Origin of the sequence: Actinoplanes subglobosus, assembly GCF_042650585.1 — a bacterium.
GTDB classification, from domain to species: domain Bacteria; phylum Actinomycetota; class Actinomycetes; order Mycobacteriales; family Micromonosporaceae; genus Actinoplanes; species Actinoplanes subglobosus.
Map to the genome: position 1 here is coordinate 13,883 of NZ_JBHSBL010000003.1, position 14,939 is coordinate 28,821.

Annotated in this window: 13 protein-coding genes; 7 read left to right on the forward strand and 6 right to left on the reverse strand. The window is 71.1% G+C overall.

Features of this window, described 5'->3' with window-relative positions; genetic code table 11:
- Positions 1–69: 69 nt before the first annotated feature.
- The gene (locus tag ACFO0C_RS02090) at positions 70–570 is read left to right on the forward strand and encodes a hypothetical protein (protein ID WP_378064746.1); all 501 of its coding nucleotides are present in this window, start codon (positions 70–72) and stop codon (positions 568–570) included.
- Here the strand turns inward: ACFO0C_RS02090 and ACFO0C_RS02095 are convergent.
- On the reverse strand, positions 542–2,089 hold the full coding sequence (locus ACFO0C_RS02095; protein ID WP_378064747.1) for an APC family permease: 1,548 nt from the start codon (positions 2,087–2,089) through the stop codon (positions 542–544). The two genes, ACFO0C_RS02090 and ACFO0C_RS02095, sit on opposite strands and share 29 nt — an antisense overlap.
- 139 nt (positions 2,090–2,228) lie before the next feature.
- On the opposite strand from ACFO0C_RS02095, the gene ACFO0C_RS02100 reads away from it, so the two are divergent.
- From ACFO0C_RS02100 to pseI, 4 genes are read left to right on the forward strand one after another with little or no spacing between them, the layout of a single operon-like run.
- Positions 2,229–4,481 (forward strand): putative bifunctional diguanylate cyclase/phosphodiesterase, encoded by a 2,253-nt coding sequence (locus tag ACFO0C_RS02100; RefSeq protein WP_378064748.1) that lies wholly within the window; start codon positions 2,229–2,231, stop codon positions 4,479–4,481.
- A gap of 60 nt (positions 4,482–4,541) precedes the next feature.
- Positions 4,542–5,606, forward strand: coding sequence for a glycosyltransferase family 2 protein (locus ACFO0C_RS02105; protein WP_378064749.1), 1,065 nt, complete (start codon positions 4,542–4,544; stop codon positions 5,604–5,606).
- Positions 5,607–5,610: 4 nt separating this feature from the next.
- Entirely contained in the window at positions 5,611–6,060 is a 450-nt protein-coding gene (locus ACFO0C_RS02110) for a GNAT family N-acetyltransferase (RefSeq protein WP_378064750.1), read from the forward strand.
- Complete coding sequence (gene pseI / locus ACFO0C_RS02115; RefSeq protein ID WP_378064751.1) at positions 6,057–7,073, forward strand: pseudaminic acid synthase; 1,017 nt, start codon at positions 6,057–6,059, stop codon at positions 7,071–7,073. Before ACFO0C_RS02110 ends, pseI begins: the two co-directional genes overlap by 4 nt.
- Before the next feature lie 60 nt (positions 7,074–7,133).
- Here the strand turns inward: pseI and ACFO0C_RS02120 are convergent, their stop codons facing one another.
- Both ACFO0C_RS02120 and ACFO0C_RS02125 read right to left on the reverse strand, forming a co-directional pair.
- A complete protein-coding gene (locus ACFO0C_RS02120; protein ID WP_378064752.1) occupies positions 7,134–8,846 on the reverse strand; it encodes a hypothetical protein in 1,713 nt (570 codons plus the stop codon).
- The gene (locus ACFO0C_RS02125) at positions 8,846–9,673 is read right to left on the reverse strand and encodes a hypothetical protein (RefSeq protein WP_378064753.1); all 828 of its coding nucleotides are present in this window, start codon (positions 9,671–9,673) and stop codon (positions 8,846–8,848) included. The genes ACFO0C_RS02120 and ACFO0C_RS02125 overlap by 1 nt, the downstream gene beginning before the upstream one ends.
- A gap of 308 nt (positions 9,674–9,981) precedes the next feature.
- Between ACFO0C_RS02125 and ACFO0C_RS02130 the strand changes: the two genes are divergently transcribed.
- Both ACFO0C_RS02130 and ACFO0C_RS02135 read left to right on the forward strand, forming a co-directional pair.
- Positions 9,982–10,326: a fluoride efflux transporter FluC gene (locus ACFO0C_RS02130; RefSeq protein WP_378064754.1), complete on the forward strand. Its 345-nt coding sequence runs from the start codon at positions 9,982–9,984 to the stop codon at positions 10,324–10,326.
- Positions 10,323–10,682, forward strand: coding sequence for a fluoride efflux transporter FluC (locus ACFO0C_RS02135; RefSeq protein WP_378064755.1), 360 nt, complete (start codon positions 10,323–10,325; stop codon positions 10,680–10,682). Before ACFO0C_RS02130 ends, ACFO0C_RS02135 begins: the two co-directional genes overlap by 4 nt.
- Here the strand turns inward: ACFO0C_RS02135 and ACFO0C_RS02140 are convergent.
- From ACFO0C_RS02140 to ACFO0C_RS02150, 3 genes are all read right to left on the reverse strand, one after another.
- Positions 10,675–12,876 carry an MMPL family transporter gene (locus ACFO0C_RS02140; protein ID WP_378064756.1) on the reverse strand — a complete coding sequence of 734 codons (2,202 nt, stop codon included), beginning with the start codon at positions 12,874–12,876 and terminating at the stop codon, positions 10,675–10,677. The genes ACFO0C_RS02135 and ACFO0C_RS02140 overlap by 8 nt on opposite strands.
- A gap of 71 nt (positions 12,877–12,947) precedes the next feature.
- Positions 12,948–13,592: a LuxR C-terminal-related transcriptional regulator gene (locus ACFO0C_RS02145; RefSeq protein WP_378064757.1), complete on the reverse strand. Its 645-nt coding sequence runs from the start codon at positions 13,590–13,592 to the stop codon at positions 12,948–12,950.
- Positions 13,593–13,620: 28 nt separating this feature from the next.
- Entirely contained in the window at positions 13,621–14,925 is a 1,305-nt protein-coding gene (locus ACFO0C_RS02150) for a sensor histidine kinase (protein WP_378064758.1), read from the reverse strand.
- Positions 14,926–14,939: the final 14 nt, after the last annotated feature.

Sequence of the window (14,939 nt, forward strand, 5' to 3'; positions counted from 1 at the left end):
GTAATCCACTCGGACGCGCGAGCCCGGAATCCCTGCCGCACGCCGCCTGATTTGCGACCATTGCGAACCATGGACGAGTTCTGGCTCCACCCACGGCTGGGGACGGCAACTCGGGACGGCCAGCAGCCGCGCTACTACCTGCGGGCGCTGCGGCACGCCGTACGGACCCTGGACGCCGACCCGCACTGGCAGCAGTGGTGGCAGGGGTCCGGATTCCGCGGTTGCGAACTCGGCATCGTCACCGAAGGCCGGCTCGACCACCTGCGCCCCAGCGCGGACATCCGCCGTGTCGACGACCAGCTCCGGGCCAACTTCACCTGCGCGCTGCCACCGGCCGGGACCGAACGCGACGAACTGGCCCGCCGGGCGTCCACCGAGGTGCGGACGATGTTCGAGGTGATCCGGGAGGCGATGGCCCTCTCCGACCTGCCGCCCACCCCGGCGCCGTCGGCCCCGCCCGAGGACGCCGCCGAGGGCCCGGTGACCGCCAGGAGCCTGCCGTCCATCCCCCGCGAGCTGGAGCCGCAGGGCTACCTCACCCTCACTCAGGTCCAGGACTTCTTTGGGTGACCCGCTCCGGGCGGTGGGCTCCGGGGTCGCGCTGGCGCGGGATCTTCGGGTCGGCCGGCGGGGGCGGCGGAGTCACCACGACCGGGGTGCCGGCCAGACCGATGCCGGCGTAGATCACCGGACGAAAGCGGCGCAGTAGCAGAGCATGCACGACCGCCAGCGCCACGCACGCCGCGATGGCCGCCGGAATAGCCTTGACCAGCGGATATCCGGCCGGCAGGTCGAGCAGGGCGGGCAGGTCGCGGAACGCCAGGAAGGCCACACTGGCAAGGGACACTGTGGACAGAACGGGCGCGGCAAAGCGCCCCCAGGGCCCCTCACGGCCGGGCACACGGTTCAGGCGCAGCAGTGCGGCCACCGCCACGAGCAGCAGCAACACCAGGATGCTGAGGGCGCCGCCGGTGATCAGCCAGCGCGCGGTGCGCGGTCCGGGTGCGGCGCCGGCGGCATGGGCACCGGCGAGCGTGGCCCCCGCGATCAGCGATTGGGTCACCGAGGCGGCGCGGGGCGCGGCGGTCCGGCGACGGATCCTTCCGAGTACGGCCGGAAGCACCCGTTCCCGCCCGAGCGCGTAGAGGTGACGGGTGATGGCCACGTGCAGCGCCAGGATCGCCGCGAGCACGCCGGTGAGCAGCATGAACCGCCCCAGGGTGACCGCCCACGGGGCGAGCCGGTCGGTCGCCAGGTCGAAGATCAGCTCCGGTCCGCGGACGGCGGCCGCGGCAACCCCGTCCGGCCCGGCGGCGACGATCATCGACCAGGAGAAACCGCCGAGCAGCAGGGTCACGAGCACCACCACCCCGTAACCGGCGAATCCCGCACTGCGCCGCGGCTGGAAACCTTCCTCGGCGTAGGTGCCGGTGGACTCGAACCCGGCGTAGGCGAGCACCGCGGTGACCAGGAGGAGTCCGAGCGCCGGTCGCCCGAGAACGGGTGTGTCACCGATCAGGATCGAGCCGGCGGCGACCCGGCCCCCGGCGGGCTGGAGGACGTTGGCGGCGCCGAGACCGGCCAGCACCGCGGCCTGCGCGACGGCGAACAGCCCGATCACCGCGGCGGCCACCTCGATGCGCATGGTGCCGCAGATCGCGACGATCGCCCAGCAGACCGCCGCCACCGCCCACCACGGCGCGGTCACCCCGAAGAAGCCGCTCAGCAGCGGGGCGGCGGCCAGACCGGCCAGCGCGTAGAGACCGAACTGGATCGCGTGGTAACCGGCGATCGCGAGCCAGGCGGCAGCCAGTCCACCGGGGCGGCCGAGGCCGTGGGCGACCTGGGTGCCGGCCGCGCCGGCGCTGGGGAACCGCCGGATCAGCGCGGCCTGACCGGTGCAGAAGAGCAGGAGCAGGAGGCCGGCCGCGGCGAACGACCAGGGCACCAGCGGGCCGGCACCGCCGGTGAGCACGGCCGGGACCACGGTGACCAGGGTGACGATCGGGGCGGTCGCGGCCAGGCCGAGGAAGGCGATGGACGCGGCGCCCACCCGGCCGGAGGCCAGTCCGTCCGCTGATATCTCCACGGATCTATTCAGTCGCAGCCCGACCCCTTTGACAACCGTCCGTGTCGGCTCACTGACCGTTCGTGACCAGGTTGGCACGAACCACGAACGGCATGCGCGTTTCCCTCAGCTGGACGATCCACCGGCCGACTGCAACCACGTGCTCGCCACTCAGCAACTGACGGAGTTCCTCGCCGTCGTAGCCGACCGGCCCGACGAGGCTGCCGCGCAGCATGCCGCCGTCGAGTGCGCGTCGCGCGCCCTCGCGGCCGACCTAGCGGTGTTGACGGTCGACGGCGGTGTGGCTGCCGCTGTCGGCCTGCCCGCCGACGAGATCCCGGTCTACGCCCTCACCGCCGGCTACCACGTCGGCCGCCCGGCGACCCTGCGCGCCGGTGAGGTCGTCTACTCGCTCGCGGTGGCGCCGCTCGGCGGCACGTCCTCCGGGATGCTGGTGCTCGGCCGCCGGTCCGGTGACTTCACCGACGAGGAGGTGTGCCTGCTCCGCGGCATGGCCCGGGTGCTGGAGCTGAGTCTCCAGGCGTTGCACCTGGTCGAGGCGGAGCGGCGCCAGTCCGAGGAGAACAACCGGCTGATCGACTCGCTGCAGCGCCGTCAGCGGTTGTTCGACGAGCTGAGCCGGGTGCAGCGGGCGATCGCCCGGCGTGAACCGCTCCAGCGGATCCTGGACCAGGTCACCGGTGCGGCCGTCGACCTGCTCGACGTCGACATCGCCGGTCTGACCGTTCTCGAACACGACGAGCCGAACCGGATGAGCCTGATCTCCGGCGCCGGCATCCCGGAGCCGGTGCTGGCCCGGATGCAGCAGATCCCGGTCACCTCGCTCGGTGTCGCGGGGCTGGCGATCCTCGGCAACGAGCTGGTCGCCGTCGACGACTACGCCAGCTCACCGATCGCCGTGCCGGAGATGGTGGCCAGCCAGATCAAGAGCGTCATGGCCGTACCTGTGCACGAGAACGGTGTGGTCGTCGGCGCCATGTTCGTCGGGTCGTACACCGAGCCGCGGTCGTGGGACAAGGCCGCGCAGGAGATGCTGCTGGCCTTCGCCGAGCACGCCAGCCTGGCCGTCACCGACGCACGGACGCTGCGCGACATGAACGCGTCGTTCCATGACGCGCTGACCGGGCTGGCCAGCCGCTCGCTGTTCGTCACCCGGATGGAGAACGCCCTCGGTTCGGACCGTCCCGGCGGCGTCGCCGCACTGCTGGTCGGCCTGGACCGGTTCAAGGTGGTGAACGACTCGCTCGGGCACTCGGCCGGGGACGGGCTGCTGACGATGGTGGCCGACCGGCTCCGGGACTGCCTGCGCACCGACGACACCGCCGCCCGGCTGGGTGGGGACGAGTTCGCCGTACTGCTGCCGGAGGCCGGATCGGCCGAGGCCGCGATGCCGGTGGCCCGCCGGATCGTGTCGGCGATGCGGGAGCCGTTCGATCTGGACGGCCACGAGACGTTCGTGACGTGCAGCATCGGGCTGGCCTTCGGTGAGGCCGGCGAACTGGACGCACAGGAGCTGCTGGTCCGCTCCGACCTCGCGCTGTTCGAGGCCAAGAAGAAGGGCAAGGACCAGTTCGCGGTCTTCGAGCCGTCGATGCGCGAGTCCTTCCAGAGGCACCTGGAGATGGAGGCGGATCTGCGGCGGGCGGTGCTGCGGCACGAGTTCCAGCTGCGGTTCCAGCCGATCGTGCGGCTGGCCACCCGGGAGATCTCCGGGCTGGAGGCGCTGGTCCGGTGGCAGCACCCGGAGCGCGGGATGATCCCGCCGCTGGACTTCATCCCGCTGGCCGAGGAGACCGGGATGATCGTCCCGATCGGCGAGTGGGTGCTGCGTGAGGCCTGCCGTCAGGCCGCCCGCTGGAACGAGCAGCGTGGCGCGGGACAGCCGCTCACCGTCAGCGTCAACCTGTCGGCGGTGCAGCTGGACCGTACCGACCTGCCGCAGCTGGTGGGCTCGGCGCTGTCGGACAGCGGCCTGCCGGCCCGCTGCCTGGTGATCGAGCTGACCGAGTCGCTGCTCGTGGACCACCGGCAGGAGACGCTGGAGCGCCTCCACGCGATCAAGGATCTGGGCGTACGGCTGGCGATCGACGACTTCGGCACGGGTTACTCCTCGCTGGCCTACCTGCGCCGGTTCCCGGTCGACATCATCAAGATCGACAAGTCGTTCGTGGACGATGTCGGTGACGTGCCGGCCGCGGCGGCGCTGACGCTCGGGATCATCCAGCTGGGGCAGGCGCTCCAGCTGTCCACGGTCGCCGAGGGCATCGAGGACGCCGGGCAGCTCAGTGAACTCGCCGACGGCAACTGCGAGCTCGGCCAGGGCTACTACTTCGCCGAGCCGCTGACCTCCGAGGCGATGCAGGCGCTTCTGTTCCCGGCCGACCCCCAGTAGACCGGCCTTCGCCAACTGTGGTTCCCCTCACCTTCACGTACGGGGTCGACGGTGGTCGGCATGGACGTTCTGCTGACCGTCGTGGTGCCGGTGTACGCGGTCGAGGGATACCTCCACCAGTGTCTCGACTCGATCCGCGCCGGGCTGACTCCGGCGGAGAACGCGTCGGTCGAGGTCCTCGCGGTCGACGACGCCTCACCGGACTCGTGCCCGGCGATGCTGGACGACTACGCCGACCAGCACGGTGGTGACCTGCGCGTCCTGCACCTGACCAGCAACGTCGGACTGGGCCTGGCCCGCAACGCCGGGCTGGCCGAGGCCCGCGGCCGGTACATCTGGTTCGTCGACAGCGACGACGTGCTGCCGGCCGGCTCGGTCCGGGCCGTGCTGGCGCGCCTCCGTGAGACCGAACCGGACGTTCTGCTCATCGACCACCTGCGGATGCACGAGGACGGCCGGCTACAGACCGATCAGAGCTCGTCGCTGCTGGACGGGCCACCCGACCGCAACCGGCTGATCGCCGTGCAGCACACCGCGTGGAACCGGATCATGCGACGCGAGTTCCTCGACAAGCACGAGCTGCGGTTCCCGGCCGGGTGGTACGAGGACGTCCCGTTCAGCAACCCGGTGCTGATCGCCGCCGAGCGTCTCGACGTGCTGAACCGGGTCTGCTACCACTACCGCATCGGCCGGTCCGGCGCGATCACGGCCACCCGCAGTCAGCGGCACTTCGAGGCGTTCACCCAGTGGGACCGGTGCTACGCCTGGCTGGACTCGGCCGACGTCGACCCGGCTCTGCGCATCCGCGTCTTCACCCTGATGATCAGCCACCTGCTGGTGGTCGCCGGCAACGAGAGCCGGGTGCACCCGAGCCACCGCCGCGAGTTCTTCCGGGAGATCGCGGCGCTCTACCGGCGGCACCGCCCGGCCGGTTACCTGCCGCCGGCCGGGGCCGCGGGAATCAAGCACCGCCTGGTCGCGGCCGACAGCTACCCGATGTACGCGGCCCTGCGCGCCGGCTACCGGGTGGCCGGCCTGCGTCGCCGGGGCACCCAACGGACACCTGTGGTTTCCCGGGACATCCCCTCGCCGCCACAGCGGGTCAAGACCACCTCCATACCTTGACGGCGTGCTACGACCCGCCCGCGACTCCGACCGTGACCTGGTCCTTCCCTGGCGCAACCATCCTGGGGTGCGTGCCGTCAGCCTGACCACGCACGAGATCCAGCCCGCCGAGCACGCCGCCTGGTGGGCGAGGCGCAGCGACGACGTCCTGATCTACGAGGAGGACGGCGTCCCGGCCGGAGTGGTGATCTTCAACGGCAACACCTGGTCGTTCTACCTCGACGTCGAGGGGCTGGGCCGACGCCTCCTGCCCGCGTGGATGCGGCTGGAGAAGGAGGCCGTCGAGCACGCGTTCGGCCCGCGGGGCCTCGACACCCTCGGCGGCGAGACGCTCGCCGACAACACGCAGGTCCTCGCGCTGCACCGGCGATTCGGATTCCGCGAGACACGCAGATACGAACGACTCGTCGACGGGGTGCCGAAGACTGTCGTCTGGACGGAGAGAAGCAAATGAGCAGCAGGAAGCCGTACATCGTCGCGGAGATGTCGGGCAACCACAACGGTTCGCTCGACCGGGCGCTGGCCCTGGTGGACGCCGCGGCCGAGGCCGGCGCCGACGCCATCAAGATCCAGACCTACACCGCGGACACCATGACCGTCGACGTGAAGCACCCGCGGTTCCAGATCTCCGCCGGGCACGACCTGTGGGGCGGCGACTACCTGTACCAGCTCTTCGAGCGCGCGCACACCCCGTGGGACTGGCACGCGCCGATCTTCGAGCGCGCCCGTGAGCGGGGCATCACGCCGTTCTCCAGCCCGTTCGACCGGACCGCGGTCGAGCTGCTGGAGAAGCTGGACGCGCCGATGTACAAGATCGCGTCCTCGGAGATCACCGACCTGCCGCTGATCCGGCTGGCCGCCTCGACCGGCAAGCCGATCATCATCTCCACCGGCATGGCCACGCTCCGCGAGATCACTGCCGCGGTCGAGGCCGCACAGGGGGCCGGCGCCACCGACGTCACCGTGCTGAGCTGCACCGCCTCCTACCCGGCCCCGCCGGAGGAGACGAACCTGCGGCGCATCCCGGTGCTGGCCGAGGCGCTGAAACTGCCGATCGGACTGAGCGACCACACGATGGGCATCGGCGTGCCGATCGCGGCGGTCGCCTATGGCGCGGTCCTGATCGAGAAGCACTTCACCCTGGACCGGGCCGACGGCGGCGTGGACTCGGCGTTCTCCCTCGACCAGGCCGAACTGCGGCTGCTGGTCACCGAGTCGGAGCGGGCCTGGCAGGCGCTCGGCACCACGACGATCGGCCCGACCGAGGCGGAGCGGGAGAGCCTGCGGTTCCGGCGGTCGCTCTACGTCGTCACCGACGTGCGGGCCGGCGATCCGGTCACCGAGGAGAACGTCCGCTCGATCCGGCCGACGGGCGGGCTGGAGCCGGACCAGATCGGAACCGTGCTCGGCCGTACGTTCCGGGAGGACGCGGCCAAGGGCACCCCGCTGACCTGGGACCTCATCTGACAGACCGCCCCGACTCCTCCGGCAGCGGCACGCCACGGGCCGCTGCCGGAGGAGTCGAGGTCATTTCCGGACCATCTTGTAGGCGCGTTTCGCGAGCATCAGGCCGCGAGCGCCCCAGCCGCGGCGCAGCAACTGCAGCTCCCAGTCCATCTTGCTCAATGCGGTGTCCCGCGAGCGGATGAGCTGCTCGTTCCACTCCATCATCGCCAGCAGGTGGCTCGCCTGGTAACGCTGCCGCCACAGTGCCTCGACGAGTTCCTCGTAGCCCGCCACATCGACCGGGGCGGTGCCCGGCTGGACGGCCAGGAGCGCGAGCCGGTGCGTCTGCTGCTCGGACGGCTTGAGATCGAACTCGGCACTGTCGATCACCATCTGCAGGTCGATGGCGGCCCGCAGATCCTCGTCGGCGAGGCTGCGGCCGGCCATCCCCACCAGGATCGCGGCCAGGTCGGCGGCACTCGCGGTGATCGGCCACGGATGCGGCCGGCCCCAGGTGATCAGACGGACCGCGAACTGCCACACCGCCCGGACCAGGGCGACCTGCACCGATACCGGCTCGACCGGCTCCCATCGGGCGGACAGCACCGCGGGCCCGTCCTCGGCGATCACGATGTCGGACAGGTCGGCGAGCATCCGGGATCCGCCGGCCGGGCCGGCACTGAGCCAGGCCTCGTACCGGGTGATCTCCCGGCGCAACTGGCGGACGTCGGCCACCGCGCAGAGCTCGAACAGCCGCTCCTCCAGCTGGTAGCCGGCGGCCAGCGGGACGAACCCGGCGTGCCGGAGTCCCGGGGCCTCCGTACGCCCGGACTGCGGCGCCAGCATGCGCGGCCCACCGGCCTCGATCGTGTAGACGCCGCGGACGTCGCCGACCAGCACCTCGTGCCGGCTCCCCGACGGGCCCGATTCGCCGGGCGCGTACGCCACGACCAGCCAGCCGCCGGCCACGGTGTCCTCGGCGCCGGCCCGCAGCGCGCGACTGATCAGTTTGCGCGGGTCGCTGAGCACCGGACGGGCCCGGAAGGCGGTGGTGTATGCCTGGGTGAGCACGCTCCGGATCCAGGGCCGCAGCGGTGACGAGACGTCGCCGAGGACGTCGCCTCCGATCAGCACGGCGGGGGCCGAGGGCTCCGGGAAGGCGGCGTAGGCCATGCCCACCGCCAGCCCGGCGTCAGCCAGCCGTGCGGTGAGCTGGGCCCGCGCGGCGGGATAGTCGGCGGACGGCTCGTCGGCGGAATACCAGGCGGTGTCGTCCCGGAGGCGACGGCCCGGGTCGAGGCTGACGGTGTGGTGGACGCCGAGCTGGTTGTCGTGCATCAGGAGCAGGGCGCCACCGGGACGCACCGCACCCGCGAGACGCTCCAGGAGCTCACCGGACGGCAGCTGGTCGCCCTCCGCCGAGTTGAGGCGCCGGATGCCGTCGGCGGCGACCACGAGGTCGTACCCACCGGTCAGATCGGCCTTGCCGAACGCACCGGCCAGCACGGTGATCGCCGGATGGGTGCGGGCGGCCCGCTCAGCGTCGCCGAGCGAGCGCAGCACCCAGGTCACCTCAGCGCCGCCGGCGGTGAGCGCGGCGACCACGCCGTCCGGGTGGGGGCCGGCGACCAGGACCGTCCGGCCCGGGCCACCCAGCCCGAGGATCAGGTGGGTGAGCAGCGCGTTCTCGCGGACAGCCGGATCGTTCCAGGCGAACATCTCGCCGCCGGCGCGGATCAGGTTGGTCAACGGTGGGGCGGCGAGCGCCGCGGCCATGTCCGGGCGGTCCGGCATCACACGTACCCTTCTTTCGGCCAGCCCAGGAGCTTGCGCAGCTCGTCGGGACCGGCCAGTTCGTCGGCGCCCAACTGCGCCCGGGCGATCTGGTGGCAGGTGGCGAAGTCCGTCTCCCGGCCGTACAGCTCGGGCCACTGGCGGTGCAGGCGGGGCTCACCTCCGAAGGTCATGTCGGCGTTGTCCAGGACCATCGGGTCGCCGTAGACGGCGGCTTCGCGCCCGGCGAGCAGGCCGTACCAGATGGCGCTGCACAACCGGTTGGAGACCACGCGCCGGTGCCGCCGGATCTCGGCCAGCTGGCCGACCAGGAAGTCACGGTTGTGGTCCCGCCACCAGAACCCGCGGTAACCGTGGCAGATGACCCGGAAACCGGCCGATTCGTAGAGGTTGCGGACCGCGCGCATGCGGTACTCGTTCCAGTACAGGCAGGCGGTGATCGGGCCGGTCTCGGTCGCCTGCACCTCGTCGATGAGGCGCTGGTGGTCGCCGTGGACCTGCTGCCCCTCCCAGCCGTGGAAGGGGTAGAAGATGGTGCCCTCGCCGGGGTCGGTGGGCGGTGGCGTCATCTCGACCAGGTAGGCGAACGGGGCGCCGACCACGACCACGTTCCGCCGGCCCTGTGACCAGGAGCGACGTCGGGTCTCCTCGGACCAGACCAGCAGGCGGGCGCCGGAGACGTACGGCGTGCCGGGCGCCAGCCCGTCCCCGATGTTCCAGCCGTGCTGGAGGTATCCCTGGATCCGGGGCGGGTGCAGCGGCTCCGGCATCCCGCAGTAGCGGGCCAGGATGTGCGAGTGCCCGTAGTGATGGTTGGCGTGGTGCATGCTCTCTTCCGCTCCGTTCGCGTGCGGAGCCGCACGTTATCAGCCTTTTCCTCAGCAAACGCGTCTGTTTTGTCTACTTATCAAGGCATTGTCGAACCGATGCCGTCAGCAAACAACCGCGAAGTCACCACCTCGACAGCCAGAATTCAGGTACCCGGGTGGCCCGGGGTCCTCGACGACGCTTCAAGATCGTGTTCTACAGTGGACGGACAGGCCCGCTCTCCAGCAGGAGCGCCTGGAACCGGCCGGGGCGGACGCCGCCACGTCCCCCCGGCCGGCCGGCCGGCAGTGGGCTAACGTCCCGGGTGATGGATCTCGACGTGCACCCCGCCGATCTGGCCGCCGTCGCCGCCGGTGGCGTCCTGGGCGCCCTCGCCCGCTTCGGCATCGCGACGGCCTGGCCGCACCCCGCGGACGGCTTCCCCTGGTCCACCTGGGTCATCAACGTCTCCGGTTGTTTCCTGATCGGCGTCCTTTACACCCGGATCAGGGAACGACTCCCCCGCCTGCTGCTCGGCACCGGGTTCCTCGGCGGCTACACCACCTTCTCCACCGCGATCGCCGAGGTCTCCCAGGCCGGGCTGGTCTATCTGGCCGCCACCCTGATCGGCGCGGTCGTCGCGGTCGCCGCCGGAAGCCTCGTGGCCCGATGACCGCCCTCCTGGTGGCCCTCGGCGCGGCGATCGGCGCGCCGCTGCGGCTGCTGACCGACCGGGCGATGCAGGTCCGGTTCGGGACGGCCTTCCCGTGGGGCACGCTCACCGTCAACGTGGCCGGCTCGTTCGTCCTCGGCCTGGTCCTCGGGCTGCCGCTCGCTCCCGGGACGGTGGCACTGCTCGGCACCGGGTTCTGCGGGGCGCTCACCACGTACTCGACGTTCAGCTGGGAGATCCTGTCCCTCTCCAAGCGTGGCGAGATCCTGATCGCCGCCGGATACGCGCTGCTCAGCATCACGGCCGGAATGGGCGCCGCCGTGATCGGCGGCGCCCTGGCCCACTCACTCAGCTGACCGGGGTCAGCTCCCGCTCGTCGGCGCGGGCCGGGGTGGCCTGCGCGGGCGGCTCGTGCGCGATCTCCGGCAGCCAGCCCAGCCACTTCGGCAGCCACCAGTTCGCCCGGCCGAGCATCGCCATCACCGCGGGCAGCAGCACCGCCCGGATGATCGTGGCGTCCAGCAGGACCGCGGCGGCGAGGCCGACACCCAGCTCCTTGGTGGCGGTCAGCGGCAGCGTGGCGAAGAGCGCGAACACCGCGACCATCACCACGGCGGCGCTGGTGATCACGCCGGCGGTGCGGCCGATGCCCTCGCGGACCGCCTCCCGGGTGGGCAGGCCGCGGTCGTGGCCCTCACGGATCCGGCTGACCACGAAGACGTGGTAGTCCATCGACAACCCGAACAGGATCACGAACAGGAACATCGGGATCCAGTTGGTGATGCCCCCGCCGGAGACGAAGCCGAGCTGCTCCTCGAAGTTGCCGTACTGGAAGACGAAGACCAGCATGCCGTAGCAGGCCGCCACCGACAGCAGGTTGAGCACCAGCCCGGTGACCGCCACCACGACCGACCGGAACGACACCAGCAGCAGGACGAACGCCAGCCCGAGAACGAAGGCGAACACCAGCGGCAGGGTCTTCGCCAGTTGGTCGTTGTAGTCGACACCGCCGGCGGTGGATCCGGTGACCAGCGCCGTGGCGCCGCCGATCCGGCCGAAGGTGTCCGGCACGACCCGGTCCCGCAGCAGGTTCAGCGCGTCGACGGCGACACTGTCGCTCTCCTTGCCGGCCAGGCCGACCGAGACGATCGCGACGTTCCCAGCCGGGTTGACCTCGACGTCGACCGGCTCGACCAGCTTCCCGCCGCTGCCGGCGACCGCGCTCTTGAAGGCCGCGAGCGTCTGCTCGAACTCGGGCGTCTTCACCGAGTCGTCCTTGACCACGATCTGCGCCGGGGTGGTCTTGCTCGGGAAGGCCTCGCCGATGGCGACGAAGGTCTGCACCACCGGAGCATGCGGCGAGACGTCCTGGATGGCCTGGCCCCGGGTCTTCAGATCGAGCGCGGGGTAGGCCAGCGCGGCAAGCGCGGCGATGGCGACCATCGCCGAGATCAACGGCTTGGCGAGTACGACCCTGAGCAGCGCGTTCCAGACTCGGCCATCACTGTTGCGCCGGTACAGGCCGGGGATCTTGATGGCGTCGACCCGATCGCCCAGCGCCGAGAGCAGCGCTGGGAGAACGGTCAGCGAGCCGAGCACCGCGGTGGCCACCACCAGGATGGTTCCGGCGGCGAAGCTGACGAACACGACGTCCTGGGTGAAGAACATGCCGGCCATGGCGATCATGACGGTCAGGCCGGAGACCCAGATCGAACGGCCCGAGGTCTGTGCCGCGATCATCAGGGCCCGGTGCGGGTCGGCGCCCCGGCGACGCTCGTCGCGCTCCCGCCGGATGTAGAACAGGCAGTAGTCGACGCCGACGGCCAGGCCGATCAGCAGCATGACGTGCGTCGTCTCGTCGACCGCGGGAGCGTACCGGCTCGCCGCCGCCATCAGGCCGATCGCCGCGACCACCGACATGATCGCCAGCAGGACCGGCAGGAATGCGGCGACCACCGCGCCGAAGGCCACCAGCAGGATGCCGAGCGTGACCGGGATGGAGAGCATGCCCAGCCGGTTCAGGCCGCCGTCCAGCTCCTCGCTGACCAGCTGGTCGGCGCTGGCCGAACCGGCCTCGGCGACATACAGCTCCGGATGGGCGCTCTGCACCCGGGCGACCGCCTCCATGGCCGGGCCGACCCGCTCCTCCGCGGTGTCCTCGTCACCGGCGATGCGGAAGGTGATCAGCGTCGACCGGCCGTCCGGCGACTCGATCGGCTCCTGCACGTCGATGACGTCCCGGGTCGTACCGAGCGCCCGGGTGACCTCCTCCGCAGCGGCCACCCGGTCGGTACCGGCCCGGTTCTGGATCAGCACCATCTCGCCGGCCGGCTGCTCGGGGAAACCGGCCGCCGCGACGATCCGGTCGGCGTCACCGGAGTCGCCGTGCCCGGCGGTGCCCTCGTCCGCCTGCCGGGTGCCGATCTGGGCGCTGAGGACCACCGTCGCGATCACGAAAGCGATCCATCCGAGGATCGCGAGTGCCCGATGGCGGGCACTCCAGATCGCGACGCGAGCCGCGATCCCCTTGACGTTTTCCCTGTTCTCCATGGGTAGAACGCTATGGAGTCCGAAGTGGCCGATCGATACGGCGGACACCCCGGTCCGGGGTAGGGCTAGCCCTACGACTGGAGGTAGGCCAGGACCGCCAGGACCCGCCGGTGCTGCTCCTCGTCCTGGTGCAGGCCCAGCTTGGTGAAGATGTTGCGGACGTGCTTCTCCACCGCGCCGTCGGTGACGACCATCTTGCGGGCGATCGCGGTGTTCGACATGCCCTCGGCCATCAACCCCAGCACCTCCCGCTCGCGCGGGGTCAGGCTGCGCATCGGGTCGTCACGGCGGCGCCGGACCAGCAGCTGGGCCACCACCTCGGGGTCCAGCACGGTGCCGCCCTCGGCAACCCGCTGGAGCCCGTCGAGGAACTCGGCGACCAGCGACACCCGGTCCTTGAGCAGATAGCCGACCGCCCCACGGCGGTCGGCCAGAAGATCGTCGGCGTACGACACCTCGACGTACTGCGAAAGCACCAGGATCGGACTGCCGGGCACCGCGGCACGGGCCTCGACGGCGGCGCGGAGCCCCTCGTCGGTGTGCGACGGCGGCATCCGGACGTCCACGATGGAGACGTCCGGACGGTGTTCCTTGATCGATCGAACGAGCGAGGGCCCGTCCCCGACGGCCGAGACGACGGTGTGACCGTTCTCCTCGACGAGCCGGATCAGGCCCTCCCGCAACAGCACCGCATCATCGGCGATAACCACCCGCATGCGGTCATGCTGTCAGATCCCCTCGATGTCAGAGGGGCAGTGCCGCTGTCAGCCGCGTGCCACCGTCCTCCGGGCTGTCCACCGCGAGGACTCCCCCGGCCGCCCGCACCCGGTCGTCCAGGCCGGCCAGGCCGTGCCCCTTGGCCAGGCTCGCGCCGCCCACCCCGTCGTCGGAGACCGTCACGATCAGGCCGGTGGCGATCCGCTGCACGCTGACCTGCACCTCACTGGCGTGGCTGTGCTTGGCGACGTTGGTCAGCGCCTCGGCCACCACGAAGTACGCGGTCGACTCGACACCCGGGTCCAGCCGCTCCATCGGCGGCGCGTCCAGGTCCACCGGGACCGTGCACCGGCCGGCCAGTGCGGTCAGCGCGGCTGACAGACCCCGGTCCACCAGGATCGGCGGGGCGATGCCGCGGGACAGGGCACGCAGCTCGTCCAGCGTCTCCCGGGTCTGGGTGAGCGCCTCGGCGACGATCGCGCGGGCCCGCTCCGGGTCGTCGGCGAACTGCTGCTCGGCACGCCCCAGGTCCATCGCGAGCCGGACCAGTCGCTGCTGCGGGCCGTCGTGGATGTCACGCTCCAGCTTGCGCAACGCCACCGCCTCGGCCGAGACCGCCGCGGCCTTCTGCTGCTGGGCCACGTCGCGCGCCTCCTCGGCCTCGACCACCTGCCGCCGCAATTCGAAGACGCTGACCAGCAGCCCCCGGGCGAACCAGGCCTCGGCCAGTGCGGCGGCCCGGACGACCCAGGACAGGGTGCCGGCGAAGAACACCCCGATGGCGAAGTTGAGGAGTATCCGGGTGCCGGCGGTGTCCTGGAAACCGAGCAGTTCGTGCAGCTCGAAGTTGTCCGGCGGGTGCGGCAGCGACCAGTCCCAGAGTGGGTAGGAGAGGCCGGCCAGAGCCACCGCCCACCACGTGACGACGAAACAGAACCCGATGGTGCTCGGGATGAACCGGAGGATCGCGTGAACCAGATCGAGCCAGGACTGCGCGTCGGCCAGGGGACCGAACGTGCGGCGAAGGAAGCCTTGGCCATGCGACTTCTTGTAGATCGGGTGCGGGCTCCGGAAACCCAGGACCGGGCCGATCCGCGCGCGCTCGGCCATGGCGAAGCCGCGGGACAGCATCAGGGTGCCGACCAGGATCGGCAGACCGACCCAGATGACAACGGTGCCGACACCCACGGCGAACCCGGTGATCGCCAGCACCAGGGTCACCAGGCCGAGCGGGAACCCCAGAAGCACGAACTGGGTGTCGATGCCCAGCTGGCGCAGGTAGCGCCGGAGAGGGCTACGGGTGGGCGCCGCGTCGGCGTATGTGCTCGTCATGCCTATGAACCTAG

Bases quoted from the DNA above. Each gene is read 5' to 3' on its own strand.
- ACFO0C_RS02120 (WP_378064752.1), bottom strand. From the start codon at position 8,846: ATGCCGGACCGCCCGGACATGGCCGCGGCGCTCGCCGCCCCACCGTTG.
- pseI (WP_378064751.1), top strand. From the start codon at position 6,057: ATGAGCAGCAGGAAGCCGTACATCGTCGCGGAGATGTCGGGCAACCAC.
- ACFO0C_RS02135 (WP_378064755.1), top strand. From the start codon at position 10,323: ATGACCGCCCTCCTGGTGGCCCTCGGCGCGGCGATCGGCGCGCCGCTG.
- ACFO0C_RS02140 (WP_378064756.1), bottom strand. From the start codon at position 12,876: ATGGAGAACAGGGAAAACGTCAAGGGGATCGCGGCTCGCGTCGCGATC.
- ACFO0C_RS02150 (WP_378064758.1), bottom strand. From the start codon at position 14,925: ATGACGAGCACATACGCCGACGCGGCGCCCACCCGTAGCCCTCTCCGG.
- ACFO0C_RS02090 (WP_378064746.1), top strand. From the start codon at position 70: ATGGACGAGTTCTGGCTCCACCCACGGCTGGGGACGGCAACTCGGGAC.
- ACFO0C_RS02125 (WP_378064753.1), bottom strand. From the start codon at position 9,673: ATGCACCACGCCAACCATCACTACGGGCACTCGCACATCCTGGCCCGC.
- ACFO0C_RS02130 (WP_378064754.1), top strand. From the start codon at position 9,982: ATGGATCTCGACGTGCACCCCGCCGATCTGGCCGCCGTCGCCGCCGGT.
- ACFO0C_RS02145 (WP_378064757.1), bottom strand. From the start codon at position 13,592: ATGCGGGTGGTTATCGCCGATGATGCGGTGCTGTTGCGGGAGGGCCTG.
- ACFO0C_RS02105 (WP_378064749.1), top strand. From the start codon at position 4,542: ATGGACGTTCTGCTGACCGTCGTGGTGCCGGTGTACGCGGTCGAGGGA.